The sequence below is a fragment of the Cupriavidus sp. SK-4 genome, from assembly GCF_000611125.1.
GTDB lineage: Bacteria > Pseudomonadota > Gammaproteobacteria > Burkholderiales > Burkholderiaceae > Cupriavidus > Cupriavidus necator.
Window position 1 is genome coordinate 33,297 of the sequence record NZ_JFJW01000138.1, and the last position, 12,698, is coordinate 45,994.

Consider the following 12,698-nt stretch of genomic DNA (forward strand, 5'->3'; position numbering starts at 1 on the left):
TTGCTATTACATTGCTTTTGACCCGAGCCGGGCACTGGGCGCCGCCTGCTGGGAGCGGGGAATTGGGGGCGTCGCGGTCGCTGTCGCGGATGGTTCCGTCCTTGTGGTGAATCAGCACCTCGACGTGATCGCGCCTGAAATGAGTTTTTCCACAGACGGCAAACGTCGACCGGACGAAATGCGCTGGATGCGTGAGCAAGCGACCATCGGCGTTTGGCAAGCTGAGTTTCCGTGCCATCGGCAAGGTCGGGTTTCGAATCCGAGGCGGCCGTCTAGCAGATGGGCTTTGGTAATGCCAGTTTCTGGCCGACTCCGGTCAACTGAGGGGGCATAGACAAGCCGGGCGGACGTTTCCGAAGGCCGGAGTAAGAATGTTAAGATACCTGCACCTGAGGGGGGAATAGAACTAACTAGGAGGGGTCGATGCAGCAGGAAGCGCAGGAAGACATTTTCTACGAAGACCGATTTCTCGAAAGCTGGGCCGGCTCTATCATTACCAATCCCAGCACGGCAATCGTAGAGCTGGTTGCCAATTGCTGGGATGCCTACGCCACCGAAGTAAAAATAGATTGGCCCGATCCGAAGAAGGGGAAACAGTTCTCTATTTCGGACAACGGCAAAGGCATGACCAAGGATGAGTTTGACTACATCTGGCGCGCCATGTCCTATGACCGAATCAGCAAGACAGGTCCGACAACCACACCGCCACCTGGCGTAGAGGGACTTCCACGCTTCGTGTTCGGAAAAAATGGTAAAGGGCGGTTTGCTAGTTTTTGCCTGAGCCAAAGTTACTTGATTACGTCGATCAAGGACGGGCAGAAGTTTGTGTATGAAGTCAGTAGAACATCAAACAAGCCTCTGATCACTAAGCTTGTTGAGTTCGTGGAATCTGGCCTTGATGGACACGGGACCACCATCACTGGTCAAGGTGAAATTCGGCAAACCAATTTATCCGTGGAGCAGGCGAGAGAACTTCTCGGTAGCCGGTTCCTTGCTAATCCATCGTTCAAGGTCATTCTCAACGGTAGTCCTATCACCTTCAGCGATATTAGCAGGTCCTCACTGTCTATCGTTGATGTTGATGTTCCCCAGTATGGTACGGTCAAGATCTACCACATTGACACCCTGAAGGCAGATAAGACAACCAAGCAGCATGGGATTGCCTGGTGGGTTACAGATCGAGCAGTGGGTGATTGCAAGTGGAGGGGCGCCGATGTTGAGCGTATTCTTGATGGTCGTACTGAGAAGGCAAAACGATATACCTTTATCGTCCAGGCTGATTTTTTGAATAAGGAAAATGCGGTAAAGGAAGATTGGTCAGGGTTTCACGACGATAATTTTGCTTGGCAAAGGACTCGGCCAATTGTTCAGGATAAGATTAAAGAAATAATCTCCAATACTAGTTACGCCGAACGGGAAGAGAGGAAAAGTTCCGTTCTTGAGAAGATAGGCGAATCGGTCAACCTGCTGCCCCTCTTGAGCAAGGACCGAGTCACTACCTTCGTCAATGAGGTGGTAGATACGTGCCCAAATTTTGGCGAGCAAGAGATTGTTCAGCTAACGTCTATCCTTGCCAAGCTTGAGAAAAGCAAGTCCCAGTATGGCCTACTGGAGATTTTGCACAATCAAGATCCGCATGATCTTGACGCACTTCACGAAGTATTGAGTCAATGGACCATTGGCATGGCAAAGGTCGTCCTGGATGAAATCCAAGGGCGGTTGAAGGTCATCAACGAATTGCGAATAAAGATCCAGGTGGCAGGTATTGATGAAGTGAAGGAGCTTCAACCTCTGTTTGCCAAGGGTCTATGGATGTTTGGCGACAAGTTTGAATCAATCCACTTCACTTCCAACAAAGGCATGACCACAGTCATCCGGGAGCTGTTTGATGGTAAGTCGGAAAAAGCTTCTCTGAATCGACCTGACTTTGTGATCCGCGGGGACGGCAGCACTGGGTTCTACTCCCTGCCTTCTTACAATGAAGACCACCAAGAGGTTGGTGTTCAGCACTTAGTTATTGTTGATCTAAAGACCACGAAACTTTCGTTGGGGTCCAAGGAAAAGGAGCAGATTTGGAAGTATGTGAAGGAGTTGAAGAAGAAGGGCCACATCCAGCCTGAGACACGAGTTGACGGCTTCGTTCTGGGTGATCAGATTGAAAGCGGAGAAGGCGGGACTCGCACTGAAGATAATGAGCGAGTCAAGATTCAGCCTCTGCTCTACAGCATTATTTTGAATCGTGCCGAGCAACGTCTTCTTAAACTTTATGAAAAGGTGAAGGAGGCGCCGTTCCTTGTCGCCCAACAGGACGAGTTGAGCAAGTTCATTGAACCGATCCAGGTTGTGCAGCCTGCCTTGATCGAGCCGGTTGGAGCCGGTGAATGACTCCATCAACCGTCAATTGGATAGCGGCCTATAACTACCTGTTTGCTTCTTTGAATAGCGATAACAAGGTTCTTTACGTCGGAGGTTCCGCCTTCTGTCGTATGGTTCAACAGGTTGATCCAGGATCACCGAGCTACCAACAGTTGCTGCCATTGAGAGAACGGCAGGGTAAGTCCAACTCCCGAAAAGAGTTCTACTGGGACCTCATACAAGGGCTTCCAGAAGCCCAGCGGTTTCAACTCTATCGCGTCTTCGTCAATCACATTGAGCCTCACGACAAAGATGCAGCTGACAACATCAGGAACATCGTGTTTGGCGGTGGTTATGCCGTACCTACAACTGTTGTTCCCGTCGATCTGTGGAACTCGCAGAAGCTGAACAACAGCCTCAATGACATTGACCATGCGATTGACGCTCACCATTACAACCGTGCGACCACGCTGAGCTACACATGCCTTGAAGGACTCTACAAGGCATATGTCCGCACGCATGTTCCTAGTCAAGCTGCTCTTTCTGACCTGATGCCTTTGTGCAAGGTGGTGAAGGACGACATCAGCAGGAAGCTTCAGCTCCAAGGCCCGTTTCCTGTTGAGATTGTCAATGCTATGCCGACCTTGACCAATGCGATCGCGAACTCAAGAAATGGCTTCAGTGAGTCTCACTTCGGTGATGACTCCCAGAGATGGCTTGCCCTTTTTGCTCGCGACCTGACCAACTCCATTGGTCGTCTCTTGCTCAACTTCATGTGAGGATCGGCGTGACAAGAAAGCTGCTGCTGGTGGACCTGGAGAATAAGCACAAGGTGGACTTGTCGCCGTTGGACGAGAGCTTCAAGGCCATCATTTTCGTCGGCGCAAATCAAAACCCTCCGAAGGCTTCTAGGAAACCAACGACGGCTCATAGGTTCAGCCGAGTGGACTTCCTGAAGATCTCGGGCGCTGGCAAGAATGCTCTGGATTTCCACATCGCCTTTGAGCTTGGAAGAACCTATGAGACAGCACCCGACACCCAGTGCTATGTGCTCAGCGGAGACAAGGGCTTCGATCCCTTGCTGAACCATTTGAACAGCAATGGCATGAGTTGCCGAAGGATCGAGAGCATTGATGAGTTGCTGCCTGCTTCCAATGTCGCCATCGTGTCAACGCCTGACCGGGTGGTGTGCGCACACTGCAAAAAGGCCAGCACGATTGAACATCATGGTGGGCAGTGGTGCACAAACTGTGGGCGGTTTGCGTCTCCACCAGATTCAAAGCTGCTGCCGTCAAGTCAGCCAGGTTATTGGCAATCGCAAAGAGAGAGATTTGAAGAGGACTATGCCATCTACTCTGTGTGCGGTTGGTGCCATCAAAGAACAGACATGACTGGCGGGATCTACGACGACGGGGAATGGATGTGTGGACACTGCATTGTCCGCCTAGCAAGGTAGAAGCGGTTTTGCTCTCTGTGGGCGCGACATTTGGGAGCATGCGCAAATCGCCCAGTCGCATTCATATTCGTTCTCGCCAAACGCCGCGGGCTTCCAGTGGGCGCATGATGTATCACGACGAGCTTCCCTGAATGGCGAGGGAAAGCACTACCATGCCAGAAGGTGGGCGTGCTACTCAGGCTTTCTGAGGGAGCATGGGGCGGCGAGCGCAGTTGCACGATTGCGCAGGCGTTTGACGCTCACAAGACGGAGTGCCGTTTGTACGGAGCGTTCATAGTGGTTCACCAGCGTTTCGTGGCATCGACATGGTTCAGGTGCTTCATGTATGGAGGGCGCATCAGATGACCACGGCAAATCTCGACAGTGTCTTCGGTCAAACGGACGGCCGTGATGAAGCACCCCCGTTTTGGGTTCTGGGAAAGCGTGCGCAGGCACTTGCACCGCGTTGTCGCGCACGTAACCGGTTGGGCGAGCCTTGCGGAAAACCCGCGCAGACTGGCGGAGAGTTTTGCTACTGGCACACCAATGCGACGACCCTGCGCGAAGCGAGGTCGCGCCGCAAGGCCCTGAACCCGAAACAGGCACACGCCAAGGTGATGCGATCCCTCTGGCTCACCGACCCCTGGACGCCTGGCTTTACCTGCCACCTTGAGCCAGAGGCGCGCCAGCACCTCGTTTCGTGGTTGGATGGGCACGGCCTGCACTATGACTGGCTGGCGCCGATGACGCAGGACTGGCTGGCATGGAAATTCGTCAACCTCGTGCGCCGCAAGTGTCTGCATGAGCCCGAGGGCGATGCTGTCATCGCCGAGCTGCGCAAGCGCGACGCCCGTATCCCTGACCCGCCTGCCGATGGATCGGCTCTCGATATGACGGCCGACAGTGACGCGTGCGCGTGGCGCCCGTCGCTCATCCTGCATGGAGAGTGGGTCGAGCCGCAGCCCGGGCGCCGGAAGGTCGTCAAGCGGGTAGGGACGGCACATGCGCCCGGAACGAAGCAGACCCGGCAAGCAGGTAAATCGGGCGTTTGGGCGCCTTCCATTGGCCCGGCTACCCTGTCGTCACTGGAACAGCGGGAGATCGCCCATGCGCGCGAGCGCGATCTGCTGGCGGCTCTGATGGACGGGGCGCCTGTCGGCACGAAGGAAGTCGAGCGGGCGCAGGCGAGGATCGAGGCGGCACGGCGGGCGGTGCTGCACGCGTAGAGCGGTACCGTAGCGCAGGCGCGGCTGTTCACCGCAGAGTGGGGGGGCTGGCGCACGCCGTGAACGCTATCGCCATCTAGGCGGTGGCCCGCCAGGTCAGGAGGTGCGGGAGCGGATTGTGGCAGCGCGCGGAGTGCGATTGGGCTAGTGTGACTTCCTGCGAGCCCCCTGCCACGGTCGTGTGGCGCAGACTAGCTGCGGAACCGGCACAAGCTGGCTGGGTGGGCGGCCGAGTGGGGAAAGTGGGGAAAATACCCCCTAGAGGGTATAGAGAGAGGGAGATGAAGAAATCTACACCCCTCCCTCTATTTCCCCACTATCGCCACTATCAAGCCTTGGCCGCTCCACCTGCAGAGAGTTCAGGCGCGTTCGCGCTCTCCTCGCCGGTGCCGGCAACTGGCGCGAAGGGCAAGCCAGCGCTGTGCGCTTGCTGCGAATTAAGCTTGATCCCGCTGTACCATTTTGACCCACCCCGGTTGGTGCAGACGATGCCAAGGTCCGGTGCCACGTCCTCAAGGTACTCATAAAACTTCTGCTGGGTGCAAGCCTGAATTCCCTCGTTGTGCGCGTATGTATAGCGGTACAGCGTGTACAGGTCTTTTCCTGCCACCGACGCAGTGGGATCGGTCTGGCAATATGCCGGATCGACAGCGAAGGCAGCGGCGGAGTTATTGGCGTAGCGCCACTGCCGGATGCGTTCGTCGTGCGCCGCGCTGGTCGGCAACTCGCCGGTCTGCGGCAGGTCGCGCGCTCCTTCCAGCAGCCAGCCAAGCAACTCAGCCATTTCAGTGGCGACGATTTTCTCGGCAAGGTCCGTCTGCACTGCGCTAGGCGGGCAGGTGTTCTCAAAGACGATGATCCGCCACCGTTTAAAGAACGCACTGCTGCGGTCGGTGGTCGGCGGAAGTCGATTTCCACAGAAGAACTGCGCCGCCATGCTGACGAAGGTAAATACGCGGCCGCTGGGATGGCGCCCGTCGATCCTGTCGCCGCCGACGATGGACTTGAAAGCTCCCCCTTGGATCGGCATGTTCGGCTCGACCTCGCCCACTACGTTCAGCGTCTTGCCGGCCAGTGCGGCAGCGTGATATTCCCTGTCCCAACGGCTCGGCGGGCAGGCGCCTACCGCGTCGTCAGGGAAGAACTTTTCGAAGATTTCCATCACCTTGCTCTTGCCGCAAGTGGTCGGCCCGACCAAGCACAGCGCCACGCGGTGTTTCCACAGCGCGCCTGTCAGCGCCAGGCCGAGGCACTGCTGCAGCAGCCTGATTTGCTCGGCACCGCGTGCGTCTGTACCCATCGCATCCGTCAGGATTTTCAGAAACTTGGCGGGCGGCTTACTGAATACGGGATCGGCTAGCTGCCTCAACCTCTGCCGGTGGGCCGGCGTCAGCGGCTCGCTGATGATCTTGCCGGGCTCGACGCGCCAGAACCTGTCCCGGCACGCAACCCCGGACGGCGCGCTTTCAAAGAACTGGTCATCCTCCATCAGCGTGGCGGCCGTCTCAGCGATGGACTTGTAAGCCGTGCGGGTCGTGATCGACTTGTGGCCACGGAAATACCGACCCACATCCGTCGCCACCGAATCCATTTTGCTGGCGACCCAGATATTGTCCTTGACCGTCCAGATGGCGCCTTGCGTGTAGACGGCAGGATGCCCGGCCTGCACACGCAGATGGTTCGTGTAGGCCAGCGCCAGCGTGTAATGATCGCGCGCCATGACGGAGGCGCCGGTCATCGCAGCGATGCGGGCTTTCGTGATCTGGTACTGCGCGATCCACCGCGCGTTGTCCTGCCTGTCAGCAGTCGCGGTGTGGCGCGGCGCGATGGTCGCGATGTCGTGCGCCGGGTCGGTCAGGATGGAGACAATCTCCTGATCGGTGAAGCCGGCGCGAGCCAGCTCTATACACGCGCCGTAAAGTGCGTGACTTCCGTCATTCTTGTAGGTTGTATCGAGCCCGTCGAGCCGTTGAATCAGATCGATGATTTGCTGTGGCAGCCCCCGCCCGTGGAGTGCGACCGAGATGAATTGCCACCCTCCACGCGGTGTAGCGGGGGCGCCGGCCTGCGTGCCCGTTGTTCTCGCGCCGGTCGGGTTTGCGCTACTGGCGGCGGTGGTTGCTGACGCGCCGGTTGGGGACGTACCCTGAGCGGCGCTCCTTGCGTTGGTGCTCGCTCCCGACGCGCGGCCGCTACCACGCGTGGCCCATTTGCCGTACCAGCGGGCGAGGGCGGCAGGATCAGGCGCCTTCCAGCTCTCGTAGCCAGGCAGTGTCTTGCCGGTGAAGGTCAGGTAACGGCCGCGCTTCGTACTGTCATAACCCTCGCGGCCGATTTTATTGTTTGTAAAGTGAGGGCCTGGCAGCGTGCCGGGGCCAAGAATGTGGATGCCGTCGCCGGACGGGCTGATCTCGGCATAGCACCCCAGCTCAGCCAGCGCTTGCTTCGCGTCTGCGCTGAGTCGCGGCACGCCGTTGGCATCCGGCGTGATGCAGTGGTCAAGATCAAAGCCGAACGAGGGGAGCGGGTCGTCCGGGTCGTACACGCGTCCGATGCCAGCGAATACCGGCGTGCCGTTGGAAGTGTTGGCACATGCATCGCGCGCCTCGCTGAAGCTGCACCACGTTGACGGATCAGTCGAGCTGGCTCGCGCGCTGCTGGGGTGGAAGGGCGGCTTCGTCCACCCTGTCTGGACCCCATTCTTGTCAACCTTCGGCACGCGCTTCCACATGACCCAATGGCGGCTGGCCTTCAGCTCGTCAGGGATTGCGTCGAAGTTGACAGGCGCGGGCGGCGAACTGACGGGCGGTGGGCTAGCCGCAGCAGCAGACGTAATAGGGTTAGTCGGGGCAGCAGATGACTTGGGTTTGGCGGCAGCGGGAGCTGATGTCACGGCAGGCCTTAACTTTTCCCAGGCGCTTTCGAGCGTGGCTTCCTTGTCGATGAACTCCTGCGCCGCCGGCTTCTGACTGCTCGCCAACTCGCCGCGCAATTGCGTGATGCTGCGGCACATGTGGCTAGCAGCGAAAGATTCGGGGACGCGGTCTGCATCCACTAAACGCAGTACACGATCAACAACCTCAGCTTCTGTCATTGGCGAGGCAGGAGGCGGCGCGGATTTGCTGACGGCGTGTGCGCTTGCCGGGTGGACCGGTCCATGGGTGGTGTTCATTGCGCGGCCTCCGCTTCGGTGTCAGCGCGCCTCGCACCGCACGCGGGCATAATGTCATTGCACATTGTCTTGTCCTCAGCGGGCGCGCTACCGCCGCGCCCTTGACGCCTGCCAGTCAATGGCAGGCATTTTTGTTTTATGAGCGGCAGCCCACACCGACCGTTTCGGCTTCAACCGGCAGCACGTCGCCTTCCTCCAAGTCCTCCGCAACGTCTAAACCGCGCAATGGGCGCAGGCGAGCGTCGGGGAGCGAGGCTACCGGGCAGGGCCTGCCATTTACGTCGGGTAGGATGATCGTTTCCGTGAGCCACCACACCGGAACACACTGCGCATAGCGGGGGTCAAGCTCGCCAAGGCGAACGATGCGGCCGAGCAGGGGCGTGAAATCGACCCAGGCCGACATCCCATTCGGATATGGATTCCACCCACCACCGGTAACATTCGTGACAACAGCGAGGTCTCCCGCGCGGCAGCGCAATTCCCACTTCGGACACGGCTTCGTCGGGTTGTCGAGGCAGCGCTGAGCGCGCGGCATGCGCTGCTTTTGGCGCGAGCGGGCGCGAGTGCGCTTCTGCCCGGATTTGGACATAATGGCCTCCTATGGTTTGTTTTTTGAGGCCCCAAATGTCGGGGCCGTTTGTTGGGGGGGGGGGGCGTCAGGTGGTCGCGTCAGCGGGCACGCGAGCCCATGAACGGCGCGTTGCCATCGCAGCAATCGCCGCTTCCACGTCCTCACGCAGCCATCCGACGGCGTGGCTGCCGATGGAGAATGGCGGCGGCAGCAGGCCGTCTCTGATCAGCTTTCGGATGGTGTTCGGACTGCCTAGGCCAAACTCGCCCTGCATCTGCTTGAACCGCACAATCCGGGTGGGATATGTCATGGGCTGCTCCTGCTCAAACTCATGCAGGTCAGCGTAGTGCGCGTCAGGCTGGAATTCCGGATTCTTAATTCAACCCGAATTTCGTATTTTTCATTCGGATCGCGGGAGAAATTCAGGAAATTGTCTGTGCGTTCAGAGGAGTCTGTCAGCGTTCAGGGTAGTCTGTCAGCGTTCAGAGGCGGCTTGCCGCCTGCTTGTAGCGGCGCACACATAGTTGGACCGGCGCTCAGCGCCTAGACGAAGCCGAGAAATTTGGGGAGGGTCCTGAAGGCGTAGTAAAGGCTCTCGCGTGAGGGGCGCACGGAGTCTGGCAGCGAAGCGACGGCCGTACAGGCGAAGTCCAGCACCGCACCCGTGTAGTGCAGCGGCCGGGAGCCATCGGGCAGCAGATCATCTTGCTTATGCCCCACCTTTGGCTGCCTGCCAGTTACCTCGCGCCATACGGTGGACAGCCGGGCAATCAGCAGGAAAAGGTCAGAATTTACTGGCCGGCCGCGCCCCTTGATGGGCGCAGCGTGTTCCTTCAGCGCCTTGTGCAACATGGCAAGCGCCGACGCTGCCTGGGCCCGACAATCGGCAATTTTCTTCGTGTCCCCGGCCTCCACGGATGCGACATAGTTGAGAAATGGGTCGATTTGCTTATGGTCGGCATCACGGGCCATGTCGTCCAGCCAGGCGTTCTGTTCGACTGCTCGCTGGAGTTCGACGGCTCGCTGGATTACGCGGTAGGCGTTCACCGCCGAGAGGGTGGTGGGATGCGCCAGCGCCGCAGCCAGTTCTTGTTCGCTAACCTGCACCCGCTTGCTCACGCTGCGCTCTCCGCGCTTCCCCGAATCGGCGTCACGACCGCCGCCTCGGGCACCTGCGCGCAGTAGGCCGCCCAGTCGGTCATCAGCGCCTTGCGGCGCTCCAGCAGGTCGCCGCGGCGGTATGCTGCCTCCACGGCGTTGCCGACCGTATGGGCCAGCGCCATTTCGCAGACGATGTTCGGGTAGTTGGTCGTCTCGGCTGCCCAGTCGCGGAACGTCGAGCGAAAGCCATGCTGCGTCACGTCATAGCCCATGCGCTCGATCACGGCGTTCAGCGTGGCGTCGGACAGTGGCCGGCCCGCGCGCAGCGTGCTCTCGAACACCAGTGTGTCAGGCTCGCCAGGTCCTAGGCTGCGCAGCAGCGCCACCGCCGGCTCTGACAGCGGCACGCGGTGCGCGCGCTTTGCTTTCATGCGCTCGCCGGGGATCGTCCAGACGGCGGCCTGCAAGTCGATTTCCCCCCAGGTGGCGAGTCGGATTTCGCTGCTACGCGAGGCGCACAGAACGCCGAATTCGAGCGCACGAGCACCCATGCCTTCGGCCTGTCGCAATTCGGCCATGAAAGCGCTAATGTCGCGGAAGTCGAGCGCGGCATGGTGCTCTACCTTCCGAACCTTCCGCGGCGATGGCAGCAGGGCGGATAGATGGCCGCGCCACGTGGCCGGGTTTGACCCGTTGACAAGCCCGCGCGCGGCCGCGTAGGCCAGAACCGACTCGATGCGCCCACGCACACGGGAGGCAGTTTCGGGCTTGTCGTTCCATATACCTTTTGACTTGGGGTCGTCGGGCTGCTGGCGGGTCAGTACCGTCAGGATGTGCTCGGTGTTGATCGCCGCCACATCCAGCGCGCCGATGATCGGGCTGGCATAGGTGTTTAACGTCGCCGTCCACTGGGCGATGTGCTTGCGATTCGACCAGCCGGGTGACTTTGCCTCGATGAATGCCTGCGCCACCTTGTCGAAGATGCGGGTATCGGCCTCAGCGGCGGCGACTCGCCGAGCTGCCTTGTCCGCCGCGCGATGCTCCAGCGGGTCGATGCCCTGGTTCAGCAACTCCTGGGCGGCGTCACGGGCCTTGCGTGCGCCGGCCAGCGAGACTTTCGGGTAGGCGCCGAGTCCCAGCCAGCGGGCCTTTCCGGTGGCAGGCGCGGTGTAGCGCATCGTCCAATACTTGCCCGGCTCGCCGCCCGACTTCGCCGCCTTCACGTCGAGCATGAGCCCGTCGCCCAACCCGTACCGGCCCACGCCAGCCGCCTGCACCTGCTTGTCCGTGGTGATCACGTTGCCAGCCATTTGCCCTCCGCCCCAGATCTTTCCTACAACGTTTCCTACAATACCGGAGTTTCTTCAGGCTAGATCAAATCAATTCAGAATGGCTGAAAAATTCCGCAATCCCTTGTTGTATAAGGGATACGGTGGGGTGGATTGAGGTTGCTTGAACTGGATTGAATCATGTGTCGGCGGACTCCGTCTCCGCCAGAAATGGCGGCGAAACCCCGGAAGATCGCGGTCTTCCGGGGTTTTTGTTTTTCTGGCCCATCAGATGCCTTGTGCTGGAGAATCGCGCATTTAAGGCATCTCGGACGTCCCGGCGCGATGAGCGATCCGCGCGGCGATTTCAGTCCTTCGGCACGAGCACGGCGATGGCGTCGTTGACCAGCGCTCCGGTCTCGCTTTCGTCCGGCCGCCTGCCAGTGGCCAGCGTCCGGTGCAGCACGCCGGCCAGCACCATGCCGTGGAAGAGGCGGGCGCTGGCCTCGGGACTTGCCGCAAGGCGGATGCCGTTGGCCTGCTGCGCGGACAGGAAGGCCGCGATATAGGCGCACGTTGCCTCCGGGCCGCGCGTGTACCAGGCATTGCCCAGCGCCGGAAAGCGCCGCGACTCCGCAAAGATCAGCCGCAGGAACGCCAGATGCCGTTCTTCCAGCAGCGAATGCAGGAAGCTGTGGGCAATCCGGTGCAGGCCCTGCGCGGCGTTGCAGCGCGACAGGTCCAGTCCTTTCTCTGTCTTCTCCAGGAAGCGGTCGCATAGCCGCTCCACCACCGCGACGAAGAGTCCGTCCTTGCCGCCGAAATAGCTGTACACGTTGGTCTTGGAGCCGCCGCACGCCTTGACGATGTCATCCAGGCTGACGCCGTCATAGCCATGTTCCAGGAACATCTCCGCGGCGGTGCTCAGGATCAGCGCGCGTTTCTCTTCGCCGCGGCGCGTGATGCGCACGGGCGGGTGGTGGACCACAGGGGGGGAAGCGCTTTCTGGAGAGTTCATCTGGTGCAGGCGTGGCGGCGCACCCCATGCCGGGGGCCCTGCGCAGTCTACCAAAAGCCGGCAGGCTGCTGCGTTTCCCCATGTGACAAGCTCATGGCTTCAAGAAATCAGAACGACTCATTTCGAATTGAAGAATACCATACGGTACGGTTTTTACTATATTTGCCACCATGAGCGACGCGCTGAAGGGCTGGACCCCAGACCCGGCCAGAACCGGCGCTCTTCTCTTCGATGCTTAAACAGGAGCAAGTGATGAAAACGGCAATGTTTGGCGCAGCAGTGGTGCTGGTGATGGCTTCGGCGGCCCAGGCCGCGGTGCGGTCGCCCGATGTCTATACCGATGGCGCGCGTGCGGCACATGGCTCGATCCCGTCGGCCGGGTCGGTGCAGCGTTCGCAGCCGGGCCGGCTGGTGGATGAGCAGTTCCGCAAGGTGGCAGCGCGCAAGGCCGATCCGTTTCTGGACGGCGCGGTACGCGGGGTCGATCCCTTCACCGATGGCGCGCTCGCCCGGATCGGGGAGACCGATCCGTCGGACCGTGCCTGATGATGT

The 12,698-nt window shown here is 59.8% G+C and carries 12 protein-coding genes; 5 read left to right on the forward strand and 7 right to left on the reverse strand.

Annotated elements, in window-relative coordinates:
• Positions 1-220: hypothetical protein (locus tag CF68_RS38735; RefSeq protein WP_235205902.1), on the reverse strand; the 220-nt coding region annotated here is incomplete at its 3' end.
• Between the two features lie 203 nt (positions 221-423).
• Here CF68_RS38735 and CF68_RS27670 point away from each other — a divergent pair.
• The 4 genes from CF68_RS27670 to CF68_RS37555 all read left to right on the forward strand — a co-directional run bounded on the left by CF68_RS27670 (position 424) and on the right by CF68_RS37555 (position 5,016).
• The gene (locus tag CF68_RS27670; RefSeq protein WP_035825199.1) at positions 424-2,385 is read left to right on the forward strand and encodes an ATP-binding protein; all 1,962 of its coding nucleotides are present in this window, start codon (positions 424-426) and stop codon (positions 2,383-2,385) included.
• On the forward strand, positions 2,382-3,134 hold the full coding sequence (locus CF68_RS27675) for a hypothetical protein (protein WP_035825202.1): 753 nt from the start codon (positions 2,382-2,384) through the stop codon (positions 3,132-3,134). Before CF68_RS27670 ends, CF68_RS27675 begins: the two co-directional genes overlap by 4 nt.
• 8 nt (positions 3,135-3,142) lie before the next feature.
• Complete coding sequence (locus CF68_RS35605; protein WP_152548558.1) at positions 3,143-3,811, forward strand: PIN domain-containing protein; 669 nt, start codon at positions 3,143-3,145, stop codon at positions 3,809-3,811.
• Between the two features lie 341 nt (positions 3,812-4,152).
• Positions 4,153-5,016 carry a hypothetical protein gene (locus CF68_RS37555; protein WP_161786878.1) on the forward strand — a complete coding sequence of 288 codons (864 nt, stop codon included), beginning with the start codon at positions 4,153-4,155 and terminating at the stop codon, positions 5,014-5,016.
• 328 nt (positions 5,017-5,344) lie between these two features.
• Here CF68_RS37555 and CF68_RS27690 read toward each other — a convergent pair whose 3' ends face one another.
• The 6 genes from CF68_RS27690 to CF68_RS27720 form a co-directional block, all read right to left on the reverse strand.
• Positions 5,345-8,188: a phage/plasmid primase, P4 family gene (locus CF68_RS27690; RefSeq protein ID WP_152548559.1), complete on the reverse strand. Its 2,844-nt coding sequence runs from the start codon at positions 8,186-8,188 to the stop codon at positions 5,345-5,347.
• A gap of 136 nt (positions 8,189-8,324) precedes the next feature.
• Positions 8,325-8,777, reverse strand: coding sequence for a hypothetical protein (locus CF68_RS37265; RefSeq protein WP_152548560.1), 453 nt, complete (start codon positions 8,775-8,777; stop codon positions 8,325-8,327).
• 67 nt (positions 8,778-8,844) lie between these two features.
• Positions 8,845-9,069: an AlpA family transcriptional regulator gene (locus CF68_RS27705; protein WP_035825213.1), complete on the reverse strand. Its 225-nt coding sequence runs from the start codon at positions 9,067-9,069 to the stop codon at positions 8,845-8,847.
• Positions 9,070-9,302: 233 nt separating this feature from the next.
• Positions 9,303-9,878, reverse strand: coding sequence for a hypothetical protein (locus tag CF68_RS27710; RefSeq protein WP_035825215.1), 576 nt, complete (start codon positions 9,876-9,878; stop codon positions 9,303-9,305).
• On the reverse strand, positions 9,875-11,170 hold the full coding sequence (locus tag CF68_RS27715) for an integrase arm-type DNA-binding domain-containing protein (RefSeq protein ID WP_035825218.1): 1,296 nt from the start codon (positions 11,168-11,170) through the stop codon (positions 9,875-9,877). Before CF68_RS27715 ends, CF68_RS27710 begins: the two co-directional genes overlap by 4 nt.
• A 325-nt stretch (positions 11,171-11,495) precedes the next feature.
• Positions 11,496-12,146 carry a TetR/AcrR family transcriptional regulator gene (locus CF68_RS27720; RefSeq protein WP_051591712.1) on the reverse strand — a complete coding sequence of 217 codons (651 nt, stop codon included), beginning with the start codon at positions 12,144-12,146 and terminating at the stop codon, positions 11,496-11,498.
• A 252-nt stretch (positions 12,147-12,398) separates the two neighbouring features.
• On the opposite strand from CF68_RS27720, the gene CF68_RS27725 reads away from it, so the two are divergent.
• A complete protein-coding gene (locus CF68_RS27725) occupies positions 12,399-12,692 on the forward strand; it encodes a hypothetical protein (RefSeq protein WP_035825222.1) in 294 nt (97 codons plus the stop codon).
• The last annotated feature ends 6 nt before the right edge of the window (positions 12,693-12,698 follow it).

Bases quoted from the DNA above. Each gene is read 5' to 3' on its own strand.
- CF68_RS37265 (WP_152548560.1), bottom strand. From the start codon at position 8,777: ATGTCCAAATCCGGGCAGAAGCGCACTCGCGCCCGCTCGCGCCAAAAG.
- CF68_RS27690 (WP_152548559.1), bottom strand. From the start codon at position 8,188: ATGAACACCACCCATGGACCGGTCCACCCGGCAAGCGCACACGCCGTC.
- CF68_RS27705 (WP_035825213.1), bottom strand. From the start codon at position 9,069: ATGACATATCCCACCCGGATTGTGCGGTTCAAGCAGATGCAGGGCGAG.
- CF68_RS27715 (WP_035825218.1), bottom strand. From the start codon at position 11,170: ATGGCTGGCAACGTGATCACCACGGACAAGCAGGTGCAGGCGGCTGGC.
- CF68_RS27720 (WP_051591712.1), bottom strand. From the start codon at position 12,146: ATGAACTCTCCAGAAAGCGCTTCCCCCCCTGTGGTCCACCACCCGCCC.
- CF68_RS27670 (WP_035825199.1), top strand. From the start codon at position 424: ATGCAGCAGGAAGCGCAGGAAGACATTTTCTACGAAGACCGATTTCTC.
- CF68_RS27675 (WP_035825202.1), top strand. From the start codon at position 2,382: ATGACTCCATCAACCGTCAATTGGATAGCGGCCTATAACTACCTGTTT.
- CF68_RS37555 (WP_161786878.1), top strand. From the start codon at position 4,153: ATGACCACGGCAAATCTCGACAGTGTCTTCGGTCAAACGGACGGCCGT.
- CF68_RS27725 (WP_035825222.1), top strand. From the start codon at position 12,399: ATGAAAACGGCAATGTTTGGCGCAGCAGTGGTGCTGGTGATGGCTTCG.